Genomic DNA, 15,920 nt, shown 5'->3' on the forward strand with positions numbered 1-15,920 from the left:
TGTGAATGAACTGGACTGATTTGAATTTAATTCCTGCCATGCCTGAAATCGTTTTGCTTTCGGCATTATTTACCGTGCTGCTGATTGATCTGTGGGTAAGTGATAAAAACCGCTATATTACTCACATTCTCAGCTTGCTTTCACTCGTAGCGGTTGCCGTTACGCAATGGGCGGTATGGGCTTCCGGCAGTATGTCTGCATTCAGTGGGATGTATATTGCCGACGGGATGTCGCAGTTGTCGAAAATGGTTATGTATGCGGTATTGTTTGCTTTATTTGTGTACAGCAAGCCGTATAATCAGGTGCGCAATATTTTTAAAGGCGAATTTTATACGTTGTCGTTATTTGCATTAACCGGTATGAGCATAATGGTAAGTGCCGGCCATTTTCTGACCGCCTATATCGGTTTGGAGCTTTTATCTCTCGCACTGTATGCAATGATTGCTTTGCGTCGTGATTCGGCAGAAGCGGCAGAAGCCGCCTTAAAGTATTTCGTACTGGGCGCATTGGCTTCCGGTTTGTTGTTATACGGTATTTCAATGGTGTATGGAGCAACAGGGTCTCTTGAATTTGCCACCGTATTGGCCAATGCCTACGACGGTGAGGCGAATACTTGGTTGTTAAAACTGGGTTTGGTATTTATCGTGGTGGCTGTAGCCTTTAAACTCGGTGCCGTACCGTTTCATATGTGGGTACCTGATGTATACCAAGGTGCGCCTACTTCCGTTGCCGCTTTTGTAGGTACCGCTCCTAAAGTTGCTGCTGTGGTGTTTGCTTTCCGTATTTTAGTTACCGGTTTGGGAACGACTGCTGCGGATTGGGCTCCGATGTTGGCTATTTTGGCGGTTATATCGTTGGTAGTCGGTAACTTGGTTGCCATTATGCAAACTAACATCAAGCGCATGCTTGCGTACTCTACAATCAGCCACATGGGATTTATTTTGTTGGCGTTTATGGCCGGAGCAATCGGTTTTACCGCCGGGTTGTATTACGCTATTACTTATGTGGTTATGGGCTTGGTAGGTTTCGGCGTATTGATGTTGTTGTCTAATGAAGCACATGAATGCGAGGATATCAACGATCTGGCAGGGCTCAACCAGCGTAATGCTTGGTATGCTTTTCTAATGTTGTTGGCAATGTTCTCTATGGCTGGTATCCCGCCGTTAATGGGTTTCTATGCCAAGTTTGCCGTTATTAAAGCATTATTATCGCAAGGCTATATTTGGTTATCGGTTTTCGCAGTGGTTATGTCGTTAATAGGTGCGTTTTACTATTTACGAGTAGTAAAGGTGATTTATTTCGATAATGCAAATAACCATCATCCGATTGGCAGCAACTTTGCCACTAAAGTGTTTTTATCATTGAACGCAGGTTTATTGCTGGTGTGGGGTGTTATGCCTCAAAGTATGATGGATTGGTGTTTGAAAGCGTTAGAAAATACTTTATAAAAGAAATAAATTAATATAGTGCGGCAGCCTTAAGGCTGCCGTTTTTTGCAGATATACCGCGGGTAATAACATACATGCAGTATTATTCTGCCTTGTAATGCCGTTTGTAATTTACTTCTTGAAACTATTGTGAACCTGTAATAACCATAGTAGTGGCTAAACTGCTTTGTTAATCTTTGGAGATGCTTTTGTTCCATGCGGATTGTAAGTATAACAGTCGGCAATTACGGTTATACAAATGCCTTAGATACATGATTGAGAAGAGGTTGATTGTTAAAGAAAATAGAAAAGCGGGATTGGGAGTTTGATATTGCTTTGTATAAAGGAAATTTTGGTAAACATTTGGAGGCCGTCTGAAATTTCAGACGGCCTGATAAAAATTTGTAAAATGAAAACGGTTTCTTATTTTTAAGATTGGGAAAATTTTTAGACCGAAAAAGCCTAAAGGTAAACTTTAAAAGCCTTGTAAAATTGGAGATTGTCTAAAACAACATAAGCCGCAAGCAATTGCGGCTTATGTTGTTGATTTATTTGGTGGGTCGTGAAGGATTCGAACCTTCGACCAACGGATTAAAAGTCCTAGAATATAAATATAACTAATTGTTTTTAAAGAAGAGTTAAGCCTGCAATTACAGTCATATACAGCCGTATTAAAGTGCATTCAGGCACAAATACGGCACACTTTTAAAACGAAAACTTAAGCCTGCCTATCGTATAGGGTATGTTTAAATTTTCGTTTTTATTTTGAGCTTATCTGTAAAAAAGCGTTAATTATTTGAAGAGGATTTTAAAAAATGAATTTAATTCAATGGTTGCTGAATGATTATGGTTTCCTTAACACTTTAACGATTAGCTCCATAGTAATTTTAGTTTTTTCCTTATGTGTTATTTTTGAAGGGGCATCTATCACTTCAGTAATTTTCGCAGGAATAATTGGATATATATTAATTGTAAATTTGGGACCAAGTATTGAAACCTCAAACAAATATGGTTCCACCACTCAAAAACAGAATCTTCACCGTTGCATCAAATTTTATCAAGAGAAACATCCATATCTGACGATAGATGACAACAATATAGAAGCTGTAACGGCTTTTTGTAATATCAATTTGCGTTGGTAAGTGTGGATGGATTTTAAACCGCGCTGCCGCCGTTGTTTTGATTCGATTTTGTGGTATCTGAGAAAATCCATTAGAGGAATAAATTATGAACTTCCGAAAAAAACAAATTTTACGACGGCGTTTCATATTGAAACCCGAATCTTCTTTTATCCTTTATTTTACTGAAGACGGTTCTTTTGTTTGTATCGTGAAAGCCAAACCACAATTACCAAAAATAAAATTAAAGGAGCCATTGCCTATTCGTAATTTCACGATTGAAGAGCCATTGAGTTTAGAACTTCCCACAACTTAATACCAGTCTCTAAATAATGCTTATATATCATTTATCGTGATGCCGTCTGAAGTATTTCAGACGGCTTTTTTACCCTTCACATAGGAGTATGTAAATTGAAACGAAATAAGACTATTTTCGTATTGGCAGCAGCATTATATTCCGCCATCTGCTCCGCCGCCCCGTATCCTCAATATCAACATTTAGTAGAAAAACATGCGGAGAAGCAAGGTTTGGACGTAAATCTAGTATGGGCGGTGATTGCCCGTGAAAGCGGTGGCCGATGGAATGCAACTTCACCCAAAAATGCGCGTGGGTTGATGCAGGTGATTCCGCCAACGGCAGCCCGGATGGGCGTAAACCCCAAGTATCTCTACAACCCTGAACATAACATCATGGCTGGAACACGTTACTTGAAATTCTTGAGTGAGCGTTATAACGGCAATATTGACTTGATGCTTGCAGGGTATAACGCTGGAGAGGGAGCCGTGGACAAATACAAAGGTATCCCTCCATACAGAGAGACACAAAATTATGTGCGCTTGGTTCGTAACCGCTACGCACAATTGAGTGGGAACCCTGCTCATGTAGCTGGTACACGTACGGCATTCACTAAAGCGGTTTCCCGAGCCAAACCCGTCGCTAAAACAGAACGAGCCGAACCGTTAGAAGCCGCTTATGCTCAGGCTCCTAAACAGCATGCGTCTTGGGATGTATTTGGTGACTTTTGATTAATTACATATGAAGTTTTTTTGTGTGTCCGCCTCTAGGCGGTTTTTTTTTGGAGATTCGTATGAAATATGTAAGTGAAAATACTCGCCAATGGATTAAAGCTTTTTTGTTGTCCGTCATGCTTGGCGGCGCACAAGCTGCATTGGCTGCTGGTGGACTGTCTTCGGCAGAGAGCAGTCTTAAAGATGTTATTTTGAGTTTTTACGGCATCGTGGCCATTTTGGCAGGGCTGGCCATGCTTGTAACGGCTGTTTGGGGTTATTTGGGTCATAAAACCCTGAAAGACGTCGTTGAAGTATGTGCCTGGATTTTCTTTGCCGGTGCAAGTTTGGCAATAGCCAAGGCGATCTTTGATTGGGGCAAACAAGCCTACTTTTCTTAGGATAACTAAAAATGCGGAATTTACCGGAAGTCGATATAGATACCGAATACAGCACCTATGACGGACTGTCCCGCGAAGCCATGATAGCCGGTGTACCGATTGTACCGGCTTTTATTTTGCTTATCGCATTGATGGTTAGTGCAATGGGGCTGATACCTTTGTTGGGCTTAAAAGCTCTATCCATTTTTTTATTGGGTATTCCTGTTATTGTTTTTTTGCGCATCTTGGTAAAAAGGGATGATCAGGCAATACGGATATTAGGATTGGAAATCTACTGGTGGTTTGTCCGACGGAAGTCCGTTTTATTCGGAGACACTTTAACTATTTCTGCAACTAAATTTGGAAGAGACCGAGATGATTATACCCGATTTATTAATGAAGATATTGAGGAAGCAGCCGCCGCAGCAAGACTTTTTTCCGAAAGTCAGTCAGCACGTTTCTGAACATATTTTTCATTACGACAGCGGCTACTTCGGTTTTACCCTTCAATTTGAAGGTATCCCTTTTGAAGGTGTTAACGATGGGCATTTGATCGCTGCCAATGAAACATTGAAAAGAGTGCTTAATGCCGCTGGTAAACAGTATGGTAGCCGGTTAGGGTTGTGGACAACAATTCAGAGACAGGAAATCAGCTTAGATCACAAGTATGAGTTTTCCTCGACTTTTTGTAAGGAATTTTCAGAACACTATATCAAAGAGTTCGGTGGCAAAAATTACTATGAAAACCTGTTTTACATAACAGCCGTATTGAAATATACAGATTTTTCAGACGGCCTTGAGGAGGCTCGAGAGCTTTTGGACTTGATGGTAAAAGGGTTGTCACTCTTTGAGCCGCAGCCTTTGTCGGTTTATGAAAATGATTCAGGCGTGATCTTCTCCGAGGCATATCAGTTTTTAGGTACTTTGTGCAATGGCGGCTTGCGCGAAGAAATTCCCTTAACCGCTTCTGCGGCATATAAGGTCATTCCATCGGCAGATCTACATTTCGGTACGGATATTTTGGAAATCAGGAGTGCTGAACACCGTAAATTCGCCACATGTTATGACTTAAAGGACTTTGGCAAAAGCAAAATCATGGTTTTGCTGCCCGTTCTCTCGTTGCCTTGTGAATTTACACTGACGCAGAGTTTTGTCTTTACTGAAAATTCGGAGATGCAGACGGCCATTAATAAACAGAATAATGCCTTGATCAGTGCCAACGACCAAGCAACAGATCAGCAGGAAGAGTTACTGATCGGTAAAGGGGAGCTGGCAGCAGGCAGAACCATGTTTGGTGATTATTCCGCTTCTCTTGTGGTTTATGGTAAGACAGAAAAGGCCGCCGATAGAAACGGTTCGGCAGCTGTGACGGCATTTCTAAGTGCCCATGCCTTCCGCTTTGTCCGGGCGACTGGCTCTATGCCTTCAACCTTCTTCAGCCAAATACCCGGCTATCGCCAACGTCCTCGCATGATTCCCAAAACCACTACCAACCTTGCCACTGTTTTCGGTATGCACAATTACCCGCAAGGTAAAAGTTGGGGAAACCCAATTGGTGATGGTTCCCCCGTTATGCCGCTGAAAACTCTGTCCAATACGCTGTTTAATTTAAGTCTGCATTACAGCCTGAAAAACCTCAATATGGTTGGTAAAAAAATAGCGGGGCATACTCTGATTACCGGTGCGACGGGTACAGGTAAGACGGCACTCGAAACGACTGTTTTGGCCTTTATGGAACGCTTTAATCCCTATATGTTTGTGTTGGATTTGGATAGGGGGATGGAGATTTTTGTGAGAGTGTTGGGTGGGTCATATTTCGCCCTGGAAGAAGGCGTGGATAGCGGGTTAAATCCGTTCCAACTGCCGGATCTGCCGAAAAATCGCAGTTTTCTGTACCGGTTGGTCAATCTGTGTGCCGGTGGTGCGGACGCTTCGGAAGAAAGGCAGATCAAATTGGCGGTAGATACCTTGTATGAGCTGGCTTCAGAGCATAGAAATTTCAGCACTTTGTTGGATAACCTGCCTTTTTCCACTTCCAAAAATTCGCTACGCACCCGTTTGTCAAAGTGGTGTCGAAGCGAAAATGGGGAGTACGCATGGTGTCTAGACAGCCTGCAAAACCGTTTCAATCCCGACGCTTTCTACCGGATAGGAATGGATGCCACTTGTATTCTGAAAACAAATTATGAGCCAACAGGACCAGTATTGTCGTACCTGTTTTACCTGAAAGAAATCATGTCGGAGCGTGTAGCACAGGAAGGTAGTCTGTTGGCTTCGGTTATTGCCGAGTTTTGGTATGCAGACCGTTTCGATATTACTTCCGAGTTGATGCTTAAAACCTTGAAGACCGGCCGGAAGTTGGGTGAATTTATGTTTTTGGATTCACAATCTCCCGAGGACGCGGCCAAATCTCCCAATGCAGCTGCAATTGTTCAGCAGACACCAACTAAGATTTTCCTGCCTAATCCTGATGCCAGCAAAGACGCTTATATGCAATGCGGACTGACGTATAAAGAGGCTGAGGAAGTCATCAAGCTGCACCCGCTCAGTCGCACATTCCTGATTAAGCAGGGAAAACAAAGCACGTTGGCAACGCTTGATCTGCATGAGTTCGACAAGGAACTGATTGTGTTGTCCGGCACGTCGGAAAACGTAGCTCATATGCACCGCATCATGGAAGAGACCGGCAGCGAAGATCCCGAAGTATGGCTCCCGCTGCTTTATCAGACGGTACTGGGGAAAACGACCGCCGATACCGCCTAAACAATGCGGTGTGCCGCCAACAAATACCGTCTGATTTTTTCAGACGGTATTTGCTTTTGTCCGCCATTTGGCGGCTTTTTCTTTATCTAAAGTGAGGTAATCATGAATATTCGAAAACTCAAAAAAACAGCCATGACAACTTTGATTTCTACAGGATTAATGTTTGGTGCCCTCGCCCCTGCTACGGCTGGTATTCCAGTAACTAACCCGCTAGGGTTAGCGCAGCAAGTTCAGCAGACAATTCAAATGGGGCAGCAAATCCAAAACCAAGTGAAGCAGATTGCAGAAATTAAAAATCAACTAAAAGCCATTACCGGCAACCGCAACCTCGGTAATATCTTAAAAACCGAAGCATTCGAGCGATTGCCGGACGAGTGGAAGTCGGTTTACAGCCAAGCTATGAAGGCTAAAAACGGGAACTTTGAAGATTTACTGAGTTCCAAAGGCTATGACAAAAATGCCGACGATAACCGTTTGGTTAAGCATTATGATCTGACTTTAAAAGCCATTAAAGATTCAGAACTGCGTTTTAAAAACATCAAGGCATTGATGAATCAGGTCAACACAACCCAAGATGCGAAGGCGGCTGCCGACCTGATGAACCGTATTCAATTGGAAAATGCCTATATCCAGCAAAACCAAACCCAATTGGATATGTTGGAACGCTTTATGGCGTTGGAAGAAAAAGTACAATTTAAAAAGCGACAAGCTGTTGATAATTGTATCCGTGATAACCGTATCAACAACACAAATAAATCCTGTGGTTAAATATTGAAAGGACATCTGAAATGAAACTTCAACTGTTGGGCTTAATCAGTGCGGCTTTGTTATTATCTGCCTGCGGCAAATCCGAAGAAGAGAAGTTTTATGAAAAGATGAACAAGGATATGGAAATCAGTAAAATTCGCCAAGAGCGTGATAATTGTATTAGAGATAATAGAATCAATAATACCAATGTTGATTGCCATGAGAAGTTTCCTATCCCTAAAAATTAACCACGATTAACCTTCTAAAGCCACCGGTAAAACGGTGGCTTTTTAATTGGAGACGTTTATGTCTACTTTTTTTGCAGATGTGGCAAAAACGCTTGGCGCAGATTTGGGACAGAATCTTCTTGATAAGACCGGGGACTTTATCAGTCAGATTTCCCCGTTGTTTCTCTCAGGCTTCTCCCTGTATGTGCTGTTGGTGATATGGGACTATTACGGACAAAGTTTTGATACCACGCTGGTTGATTTCATCAAAAAATGTTGCGGATGGATGGTTATTATCAGTCTTGCCTTTGCCCCGGCAGCGTACATGAAACTGGCCGTACTTACATACGGTTTACCGGATGAAATTGCGGGTATTTTTGCCGGCGGTTATACCGTTGATGCTTCCGCATTGGATGCCAGTTGGAAACTGTTAATGGACTTATTGGATAGTATTTCAAAATTACATGCACAATATCAATGGTATGACTTGGGGGTACATTTCGGTTTGTCTGTAAAGATAAGTGCCATTATCCTGATTTGCGGCGCATTGGTTGTCGGATTATCGTTTGCCTTTTATATGGTGGCAAAAATATCACTGGCATTGGTTTTGATGATCGGACCGCTTTTTCTCGCGTTCATGCTTTTCCCAGCCACCCGTCAATATGCAATCAATTGGATCGGGCAATGTATGAACCATATCATTACTTGCACGATGTTTGTTTTGCTGGCTAAAGTCCAAATGACCGCGTTTGATAAAGCAATCAATATGGCACTCAGCGGCGGGGTAGCCGATTACGCTGCTGCCGAACTGCTGCCGCCGTTGTTTCTATTGCAAACCATTATTTTCCTAGTGGTTGTTTTCAATATTCCAAGCATCGCTTCGGCTTTGACCGGCGGGGCCATATTGTCAGGTGCAACCCGACACTTGAACTCTTTAGCAGGCGGCATGGGTACTGTCGGCCGCTTGGCCGGTCGTGCGGGTGGAGCCATGTTGTCTGCTGCCTCTACACGGCGCAGCGGCGGCGGTATATCCCCTATGCTCAACAAGCGGCCTTCTTAACCTTATTCATGTAGGAGTACAATATGACCGCCCGTCTGTCTTGGGTAGTGTATATCCAATATTTTGCTATCGGTGTCCTGCTGTATTTATTTGTCGTTTCATCGGCATTTTCGATTATATCGGGGCTACTCGGCTTGGCTTTGGGAAAAGTTGCCGCCCAGAGTGTATTTTACGGGTTGACGTTGCTGTATTTGTCCGGCTTCGGATGGGTGATGTTCCAACTGAGCCGCTGTCGCGCCTATGTTGATGAAACAGGAGTATGGTATTACAGCGGCCTGCTGCCCTGGGCAAAAGGCATACGCGGCATACGGTGGGAAAACTTCGATCAAGTACAGTATGGGCAAAGCGTCTTTGGATGGGCTGCCCATAGCTATACCGTTTACCTGTTGGACAGATACGGTAGAATTGTTACCATTAGAAATCTGTACAACGGACGTGATTGGAGTGCCGAAGTAAACAATTATGCTTTTGAGCATATAAGGTAAGCCCAAAAGGAGAATTCATCATGAAAATGCTGTTAGGAATAGGTGTGGTATGGGCACTGGTTTTGGTTGCCTACTTCAACCGGGATAGTAACATTGCTCCGGCAATTATGATGATTTTGATTTTTCCCGCTGCATTGTTTGCAGTGGCCTGTTCCGGTCGTCGCCGTGATTGGTACGACGACTGATTTTAGACGACAACAGCTAAAGCCCGACAAGATATCTTGTCGGGCTTTATGTTTACCGACAAGGAATACCGCTATGAAGAAAGTTATATTACTGGCAGTTTTGGCTGCCATTCTCTCGGCCTGTTCATCATCACCCAAACAGCCTTACGGACAGGCTTTTCCGATTAACGCTCAACAGAACGGGATGAAATAATGTTCAAACGCAAATCCAATAAACAGCCTCAAACACCTGAGCAATTGTATAAAGAGCAGAAAAAAAGCGTTCATAAAGAAGTGAACCAAATGATCAACATGGCTTTAGGTTTTGAAAAATCTCTCGTTGATGCATCTCAGAAAAATGCACTGATATGGAAACGGGTCGGTATCGGTTGCCTTGTTATTGTCGGTTTATCAGTTGCTGCCGTTATGGGGCTGACACCATTAAAGGAAGCCGTGCCTTATGTTGCCCGCGTCAATGACACTACCGGCGCGGTGGATATTATGACCACGATAAAAAATAAGGAAATGAAATATGACGAAGTAATTAACCGTTATTGGCTCTCTCAATATGTCCGTTATCGTGAATCATATGATTGGAATACGATTCAAGCCACTTATGATGCAACCAATCTGCTTAGTTCTCCCGCGGTACAGACTGAGTTCAGGAACATTTACAACCATCCGGCCGCACCACACAAAATTTTGAAAAACCATTTTAAAATTACGGTAAAAGTAACCAATATTTCATTTGTAGGTGATATGGCTCAGGTTCGTTTTGAAAAGAGAACCATACCGGTGGGGGCGGATGCGGATCCCAAATCTGCACCTCCGCAAAAAATGATTGCCACAATGGCATTTGAATTCAAGTCAACACCAATGAGTGAAGCTGACCGCCTGATTAACCCGCTAGGTTTTCAGGCGTTGAGTTACAACGTCACCGAAGAGGTTGCACCATGATAAAAACTACCTTGTTGATAACCGGCCTGATGGCCGGTTTTTCGTTTCAGACGGCCACGGCCGCAGTCAATCCCAAACATTCCTCTTACGACAAAAGGATTCAATATGTCAATTACAATCCCTACGATGTGGTTGTTGTTAGGGCAAAAGTTGGTTATGTCTCAATGCTTCAGATGGAGGAAGGTGAGACGGTTGATGTGGCTAATCCTGTCAATGAAGGCTTGGTGACAGGATACGGGAAGGCATGGAGCGTTTCCGTTCGCGGTAACAATATTTTTTTTAAGCCGACAAAGCCGCAACCGGTAACCAATCTGCTGATGGTTTCCAGTAAAAACCGCCGCTATTTGCTCGATTTGAAAATGTCTAATCAAAACCACCCGCCAACCTATGTGCTTGAATTCCGCTATCCGAAAGAAGTACGCAAACGACAGCAGGCCGAAATGGCTAAATATGCCAACGCGGAAGCCGTACTTCGTATAGAAGAAGTAAACAATCCTGTTCGTAAAGGATATAACTTTGACTATTGGGGGCGGGGGAAAAAATCATTGGCACCTACGGAAATTTACGATAACGGACGTTTTACCTACTTCCGTTTTGATAATGCAAGAGACCTGCCTGCGGTATTCCGGGTTAAAGCCGACGGTACGGAAGCTGCCGTCAACAGCCATGTTGAAGGTGATACTTTGGTTGTACATGAAACCGCCAAGCATTTTGTACTGCGTTTGGGTAAATCGGTTCTCGGCATCGAAAACCGCAGTTACAACCCCAAAGGTAAATTCAACATTACCGGTACGACCCAAAGTCGCACTGTGCGTATGAAAAAGGAGAAGAAATGAACCGTAATCATATTCCTTCCGAAGAAGACCGTCAGACCCTGCAAGAGCGCATCGGCGATAACACTATCGAACGCGGTATCCCTACAAACCTCAATACGAAAAAAAAGAACAGTATGCTAGGTTTTGTGCTGTTCCTTATCGGCTTGATGGTTGCAGGCTTGGCTGTTGGCGGTTTAATGATGTTTGCCGGCGGTTCTGACGAAGCACCGGTTAAAAAAGAGGAAGAAACTGTTAATAATAAAGCCGGTAGCAAAAGCTTTGCATCTGAACAGGAAGAAATCTTGGAAATGACGCAAAAGCCCGAAACTACCGCTTCCGAACCTGCGGAAGAAGAAAAAGTTGAAGCTGCTTCTTCTGCATCCGAAAAGGTAACTATCAATGAACCCTCAATTCCGGCTCAAGTTCCGCCGCCGCCCGACGAACGTTTCGATTCGGACTTGTCTCCACAAGGGATAGGCAATTCCGGCAGCAATGCAGCCGGTCAAATTGCGTCAATTGGTGAGAGAGGAAGTATGGATGGGAACCTTCCTACCGGTAGCATCTCTTCCCCTTCTGATAATGCTTTAACATCCAAGTTGCGACCCGGAACATATCAGACGGCGTTAGCAGAAAACCGTGGCGATTTAACGTATATATTGGGTAGAACAACAGGGATTCCTTGTGTCACTACAAGCAAAATCGTAACCACTCATCCCGGCTTAACCCGCTGCCAAGTAACCAAAGACGTATATTCTGTGAACGGCAAAACACTTTTGGTCGAGCGCGGTTCAACCGTCATCGGAGAGCAAACCTCCGCACTGACGCAGGGTCAGGCTCGGGTTTTTGTATTGTGGAACACCCTTGAAACACCTGAAGGTATCCGTGTGGCGATAGACAGTCCCGGTGCTGATGCGCTTGGTGCGTCGGGTCATCCGGCAAAAGTCAAACACCATTTTTGGCGCAGAATCGGCGGTGCGGTCATGATCAGCATGATACAAGATGTTGTGGCTGTCGCAGGAAACCGCCGTAGTAGCAAGGGAACCGATGTGAGTTTTGAAAGCACAACAGAATCCGCTCAGGACTTGGCAACCGAGATATTGAAAAACAGCATTAATATTCCGCCGACAGGTTATGTCAATCAAGGCACGGAAATCATGATTTTTGTTGCCCGCGATGTCGATTTTTCAGGGGTATATGAAAATATTACCGTTCCCGATACCTACTGACCGTAAGCCGTTTCCTATATGGGAACGGCTTTTTTGAGGTATCCACAATAAGTATTTTGAGAGAAAGATATGGCTCACGACAATTCAGTATCATCCCGAAATTTATTGGAAAAGTTACGACTGACTGAATATCTCAATATACCGGGAATAACGGAAGTATTTATCAATCGGCCGGGCGAAGTATTTTTGGAAGGCGCCGATGGCCGCCGCCGATTAGAAAGAGAGGATTTGACTTTCCATACATTGGAAAAGTTGGCGAACACTTTGTGTACTTATAACAAAAAATATATCTCCCACGAATCTCCCATTCATTCCGTTACCTTACCCGATGGAGAGCGTGGCCACATTATGATGCCGCCTTCCTGCGAAGATGGAACAATGGTGTTTGCCTTCCGTAAACCATCGAACAACCGTTTCAGCTTGGATGACTATATCAATACAGGCCGTCTGAAAGACTTTAACGATGTCTCATCTCACGGTGTGCCTGAACGTCGTATGGCATCCGAAATTGAAATTGACAGCCGTTATGTCCGTGATGTTTGCGACAAGATGAAGTTGCCCCACGACGTGAAGCTGGCCGACTGGCAATATAAGATGTTGGAACACAAAGCCAATGGGAATTTGGTCGAGTTTTTTAAAATAGCGATTGCCCGTAAATTAAATATCTGCATGGTTGGCGGCACGGGTTCCGGTAAAACCACGTTTACTAAAGCCCTTGCCGATTTAATCCCCGAAAACGAGCGTTTGATTACCATTGAAGATACACACGAATTAAACCTGCCTAATCATCCCAATCATGCCCATCTTTTTTATAAAGAACACATCTCGGCCAAAATGATTGTGGCTGCCTGTATGCGGCTGAAACCTGACCGTATATTTTTGACAGAGCTTCGTGGCGATGAAGCGTGGGACTACTTGGCCGCTCTCAATACCGGACACCCGGGCGGATTAACTTCCGTCCATGCCAACGATGCCCGCTCGGTTCATTATCGTATCGCGCAGTTGGCGATGGAATCCCCGGCAGGTCAAAATATGGATCATTCTTATATATTAAATACCGTGCGAGCCACTATTGATGTTATTTGCTACTTTGAAAAAACCCGCATGACCGAGTTGTATTATGATCCGGTTGAGAAATTTTATGCCATGAGCGGTCGCTTGTAATTTTGTCAACACGCACAAAATCTTATATCATTGTTGGGAGTTTTAGAAAGGTCTCAAATGGCTGTTGCAGCTACTATCGCACCTAGTGCAATCCAACGGCTTTCCCTTGCATTGGAAAAGCCGGATCCATCCTTTTTGTTGATTTCCGGTTTGGAACGCGATGCCAAGTCTTTATTGTCAACGCCAAATGACGCAGCTGGGTACATGATACTGGGTATGCTTGATGCCATTAACAACCGGAAAGCGGAATTTGACAAGCATTTTGATTTTATTTCGGCATACGGAAAACCGACATTGGCAGATTTTTTCCGTGTGAACGGATTAAATCGAATGGGATTTTTCGATGAGGCTACGGAATACCTCAAGCAGATGTTTGATTCGGCAAACAATACAGATGATCCTGGCTATCTGAAACCTTTGGCTTACATGGGTATGATTTACGGATTTGTTGATGATGCCGGTTACGTTATCGAACGTTTGAAACGGATGGAATCGTTGGAGCCAAACTACCAAGATGACTTGGAGAGAATTTATCTGCTGTTGAAAGATACCGAAGTTTCTCAATCTGCAATGGTTCAGGCTATTTTAGCCGCCAAGAAACTTCTTGCAGAAAAAGGTTTGCAGATCCCAACCTACTCTTTTGGTTATTCAGTGGAATACGATATTTTTATTGAGTTAAAAATGCTCTGTTTTGAAACCGATGTAGAACGGCTCGCCGAAGCAGATGAATCCCTATCCCGCCTATTAGTGGATATGGAAGAATCTGTTGATAAAAATCTGATTAATTTCAATATTTCGTGCCGCCCTTATAATCCGAATTACGGCATAGGCAGTTGATTATGATTGACCCAAAAGATTTTGTAGATAGTGCAAAAGCTATGATAGGTGAAACTGAAATAGGCAACCGTAATGCAGTCAGTCGGATGTATTACGGTGTTTATCATACAGGTTTGCAGTTTGCTTTTAATTGTTTGGGATTTACATATACATCTGGTTATTCCATGCACAAACAGCTTATTGATTTTTTCAAGCAGCAAAACCGAAGAGACTTAAAGGTTATCGGTCGTCAGATGGAAAAACTGAGAAATGCTAGAAATGAAGCTGATTATACGCTTGAGACCTATGTTTCTCCTGAAGATGCCAAACTTGATTTAAGAATGGCGTTTCAGACTATTTCGCAAATCCAACAGTTACAAGAGCGTCCCTAATACTAATATCTTATGTTGCTAAAGGCCGTCTGAAAATTTCAGACGGCCTTTGCTTTGAAAGGATTAAAAATGCCATATATCAACAAAGTCGAAGTAATGGGCAACTTGTAGTTTGATAACTACTCTGTATTCAGCCTGTTATGTGGCTTGTATGTTGTAGCGATATTTTACAAACAATACCCGAAAATAAAAAAACCGTCGGTATCACTATTCCTTGTTCATTGTATTGACAGCATGAAAGACGCAAGTACCCAAAAGTTATTTTTGATGGCTTTGTGTTTCCATCGTTGTTGCTGCAATAACGTGTTCTTGGGGATTACATATTAACAGGCCATATTAGGTACTCTATAATGCATAACTGCCATTATTCTTTCTATCTATTTCAACCATCATAGTAAATTACAGTATTTGGACAATATTTTATGGCAACAACAAAAATTGAGTGGACTGAAAAAACTTGGAATCCGACTGTCGGATGTACCAAAATTTCACCAGGATGCAAAAACTGTTATGCAGAAGGGATGGCTTGCCGTTTAAAAGCTATGCGTACTCCAGGCTACGAAAATGGTTTTAAACTTACACTCTTACCTGATAGATTAGGAGATCCACTCAAAAGGAAAAAGCCCACCATTTATTTTGTTAATTCTATGTCTGATTTGTTCCACGAAGATGTTCCTTTCAGTTTCATTGAACAAGTATTTTCTACCATTGAACAGTGCCATTGGCATACCTTTCAAATACTAACTAAGCGTGCTGATCGTTTAGCTGAATTTTTTAAGACACACAACCCTCCAAAAAATGCCTGGATTGGAGTATCTGTTGAAGATAAAAAATATGGTATTCCTCGTATTGATTTATTGAGAACAATACAGGCTTCAATTAGATTTCTTTCAATAGAACCACTTCTAGAAGATTTAGGAGAGCTTGACTTGCGTAATATTCATTGGGTTATTGTTGGTGGTGAATCAGGCCCCAAAGCTAGACCTATGAAGACTGAATGGGTAGAATCTATTCAAGAACAGTGTGTTAAAGCACAAGTTGCGTTTTTCTTTAAGCAATGGGGAGGATGGGGAGCCGATGGAGTAAAAAGGGCTAAAAAACTGAATGGTCGTATTTTAAAAGGGCAAATATGGGAAGAAATGCCTCATATTTCTATTTAATATAAATATTT

At 43.0% G+C, this 15,920-nt stretch carries 20 protein-coding genes; all 20 read left to right on the top strand.

What is annotated here, in order from left to right:
- Positions 1–5 precede the first annotated feature (5 nt).
- The 20 genes from nuoN to EL216_RS07525 all read left to right on the top strand — a co-directional run bounded on the left by nuoN (position 6) and on the right by EL216_RS07525 (position 15,909).
- Positions 6–1,448 carry an NADH-quinone oxidoreductase subunit NuoN gene (gene nuoN, locus EL216_RS07430; protein ID WP_085390635.1) on the top strand — a complete coding sequence of 481 codons (1,443 nt, stop codon included), beginning with the start codon at positions 6–8 and terminating at the stop codon, positions 1,446–1,448.
- Positions 1,449–2,242: 794 nt separating this feature from the next.
- Complete coding sequence (locus EL216_RS07435; protein WP_126300853.1) at positions 2,243–2,569, top strand: hypothetical protein; 327 nt, start codon at positions 2,243–2,245, stop codon at positions 2,567–2,569.
- A 127-nt stretch (positions 2,570–2,696) separates the two neighbouring features.
- A complete protein-coding gene (locus EL216_RS07440; protein ID WP_158087729.1) occupies positions 2,697–2,861 on the top strand; it encodes a hypothetical protein in 165 nt (54 codons plus the stop codon).
- A 212-nt stretch (positions 2,862–3,073) separates the two neighbouring features.
- Entirely contained in the window at positions 3,074–3,571 is a 498-nt protein-coding gene (locus tag EL216_RS07445; protein WP_232005226.1) for a lytic transglycosylase domain-containing protein, read from the top strand.
- Positions 3,572–3,633: 62 nt separating this feature from the next.
- Complete coding sequence (locus tag EL216_RS07450) at positions 3,634–3,954, top strand: hypothetical protein (RefSeq protein ID WP_085390641.1); 321 nt, start codon at positions 3,634–3,636, stop codon at positions 3,952–3,954.
- Between the two features lie 11 nt (positions 3,955–3,965).
- Complete coding sequence (locus EL216_RS07455) at positions 3,966–4,397, top strand: VirB3 family type IV secretion system protein (RefSeq protein ID WP_085390643.1); 432 nt, start codon at positions 3,966–3,968, stop codon at positions 4,395–4,397.
- Positions 4,309–6,696, top strand: coding sequence for a VirB4 family type IV secretion/conjugal transfer ATPase (locus tag EL216_RS07460; RefSeq protein WP_085390645.1), 2,388 nt, complete (start codon positions 4,309–4,311; stop codon positions 6,694–6,696). Before EL216_RS07455 ends, EL216_RS07460 begins: the two co-directional genes overlap by 89 nt.
- A 102-nt stretch (positions 6,697–6,798) precedes the next feature.
- Positions 6,799–7,464, top strand: a complete 666-nt coding sequence (locus tag EL216_RS07465) for a type IV secretion system protein (protein WP_085390647.1) — start codon at positions 6,799–6,801, stop codon at positions 7,462–7,464.
- A gap of 20 nt (positions 7,465–7,484) precedes the next feature.
- The gene (locus EL216_RS07470; protein WP_085390649.1) at positions 7,485–7,691 is read left to right on the top strand and encodes a conjugal transfer protein TraH; all 207 of its coding nucleotides are present in this window, start codon (positions 7,485–7,487) and stop codon (positions 7,689–7,691) included.
- Between the two features lie 58 nt (positions 7,692–7,749).
- Positions 7,750–8,730 carry a type IV secretion system protein gene (locus tag EL216_RS07475; RefSeq protein WP_085390651.1) on the top strand — a complete coding sequence of 327 codons (981 nt, stop codon included), beginning with the start codon at positions 7,750–7,752 and terminating at the stop codon, positions 8,728–8,730.
- Positions 8,731–8,753: 23 nt separating this feature from the next.
- Positions 8,754–9,215: a cytochrome C oxidase subunit III gene (locus tag EL216_RS07480; protein ID WP_085390653.1), complete on the top strand. Its 462-nt coding sequence runs from the start codon at positions 8,754–8,756 to the stop codon at positions 9,213–9,215.
- Positions 9,216–9,235: 20 nt separating this feature from the next.
- Entirely contained in the window at positions 9,236–9,400 is a 165-nt protein-coding gene (locus EL216_RS07485) for a pesticidal protein Cry5Aa (RefSeq protein WP_085390655.1), read from the top strand.
- 73 nt (positions 9,401–9,473) lie between these two features.
- Positions 9,474–9,593: a lipoprotein gene (locus tag EL216_RS11505; protein ID WP_158087730.1), complete on the top strand. Its 120-nt coding sequence runs from the start codon at positions 9,474–9,476 to the stop codon at positions 9,591–9,593.
- Positions 9,593–10,336, top strand: a complete 744-nt coding sequence (locus EL216_RS07490) for a virB8 family protein (RefSeq protein ID WP_197720424.1) — start codon at positions 9,593–9,595, stop codon at positions 10,334–10,336. Before EL216_RS11505 ends, EL216_RS07490 begins: the two co-directional genes overlap by 1 nt.
- A complete protein-coding gene (locus EL216_RS07495) occupies positions 10,333–11,172 on the top strand; it encodes a TrbG/VirB9 family P-type conjugative transfer protein (protein WP_085390657.1) in 840 nt (279 codons plus the stop codon). The genes EL216_RS07490 and EL216_RS07495 overlap by 4 nt, the downstream gene beginning before the upstream one ends.
- A complete protein-coding gene (gene virB10, locus EL216_RS07500) occupies positions 11,169–12,377 on the top strand; it encodes a type IV secretion system protein VirB10 (RefSeq protein WP_085390659.1) in 1,209 nt (402 codons plus the stop codon). The genes EL216_RS07495 and virB10 overlap by 4 nt, the downstream gene beginning before the upstream one ends.
- 69 nt (positions 12,378–12,446) lie before the next feature.
- Positions 12,447–13,541: an ATPase, T2SS/T4P/T4SS family gene (locus tag EL216_RS07505; RefSeq protein WP_085390661.1), complete on the top strand. Its 1,095-nt coding sequence runs from the start codon at positions 12,447–12,449 to the stop codon at positions 13,539–13,541.
- A gap of 57 nt (positions 13,542–13,598) precedes the next feature.
- Positions 13,599–14,378, top strand: coding sequence for a hypothetical protein (locus tag EL216_RS07515; RefSeq protein WP_232005227.1), 780 nt, complete (start codon positions 13,599–13,601; stop codon positions 14,376–14,378).
- 2 nt (positions 14,379–14,380) lie between these two features.
- Positions 14,381–14,749, top strand: coding sequence for a hypothetical protein (locus EL216_RS07520; RefSeq protein WP_054599951.1), 369 nt, complete (start codon positions 14,381–14,383; stop codon positions 14,747–14,749).
- 422 nt (positions 14,750–15,171) lie between these two features.
- Entirely contained in the window at positions 15,172–15,909 is a 738-nt protein-coding gene (locus tag EL216_RS07525; protein WP_054599952.1) for a DUF5131 family protein, read from the top strand.
- Positions 15,910–15,920 lie beyond the last annotated feature (11 nt).

Origin of the sequence: Neisseria animaloris, assembly GCF_900637855.1 — a bacterium.
In the GTDB taxonomy this organism is placed as follows: domain Bacteria; phylum Pseudomonadota; class Gammaproteobacteria; order Burkholderiales; family Neisseriaceae; genus Neisseria; species Neisseria animaloris.

Bases quoted from the DNA above. Each gene is read 5' to 3' on its own strand.
- EL216_RS07460 (WP_085390645.1), top strand. From the start codon at position 4,309: ATGATTATACCCGATTTATTAATGAAGATATTGAGGAAGCAGCCGCCG.
- EL216_RS07475 (WP_085390651.1), top strand. From the start codon at position 7,750: ATGTCTACTTTTTTTGCAGATGTGGCAAAAACGCTTGGCGCAGATTTG.
- EL216_RS07490 (WP_197720424.1), top strand. From the start codon at position 9,593: ATGTTCAAACGCAAATCCAATAAACAGCCTCAAACACCTGAGCAATTG.
- EL216_RS11505 (WP_158087730.1), top strand. From the start codon at position 9,474: ATGAAGAAAGTTATATTACTGGCAGTTTTGGCTGCCATTCTCTCGGCC.
- virB10 (WP_085390659.1), top strand. From the start codon at position 11,169: ATGAACCGTAATCATATTCCTTCCGAAGAAGACCGTCAGACCCTGCAA.
- EL216_RS07465 (WP_085390647.1), top strand. From the start codon at position 6,799: ATGAATATTCGAAAACTCAAAAAAACAGCCATGACAACTTTGATTTCT.
- nuoN (WP_085390635.1), top strand. From the start codon at position 6: ATGAACTGGACTGATTTGAATTTAATTCCTGCCATGCCTGAAATCGTT.
- EL216_RS07505 (WP_085390661.1), top strand. From the start codon at position 12,447: ATGGCTCACGACAATTCAGTATCATCCCGAAATTTATTGGAAAAGTTA.
- EL216_RS07480 (WP_085390653.1), top strand. From the start codon at position 8,754: ATGACCGCCCGTCTGTCTTGGGTAGTGTATATCCAATATTTTGCTATC.
- EL216_RS07435 (WP_126300853.1), top strand. From the start codon at position 2,243: ATGAATTTAATTCAATGGTTGCTGAATGATTATGGTTTCCTTAACACT.
- EL216_RS07470 (WP_085390649.1), top strand. From the start codon at position 7,485: ATGAAACTTCAACTGTTGGGCTTAATCAGTGCGGCTTTGTTATTATCT.
- EL216_RS07495 (WP_085390657.1), top strand. From the start codon at position 10,333: ATGATAAAAACTACCTTGTTGATAACCGGCCTGATGGCCGGTTTTTCG.
- EL216_RS07485 (WP_085390655.1), top strand. From the start codon at position 9,236: ATGAAAATGCTGTTAGGAATAGGTGTGGTATGGGCACTGGTTTTGGTT.
- EL216_RS07515 (WP_232005227.1), top strand. From the start codon at position 13,599: ATGGCTGTTGCAGCTACTATCGCACCTAGTGCAATCCAACGGCTTTCC.
- EL216_RS07450 (WP_085390641.1), top strand. From the start codon at position 3,634: ATGAAATATGTAAGTGAAAATACTCGCCAATGGATTAAAGCTTTTTTG.
- EL216_RS07525 (WP_054599952.1), top strand. From the start codon at position 15,172: ATGGCAACAACAAAAATTGAGTGGACTGAAAAAACTTGGAATCCGACT.
- EL216_RS07520 (WP_054599951.1), top strand. From the start codon at position 14,381: ATGATTGACCCAAAAGATTTTGTAGATAGTGCAAAAGCTATGATAGGT.
- EL216_RS07455 (WP_085390643.1), top strand. From the start codon at position 3,966: ATGCGGAATTTACCGGAAGTCGATATAGATACCGAATACAGCACCTAT.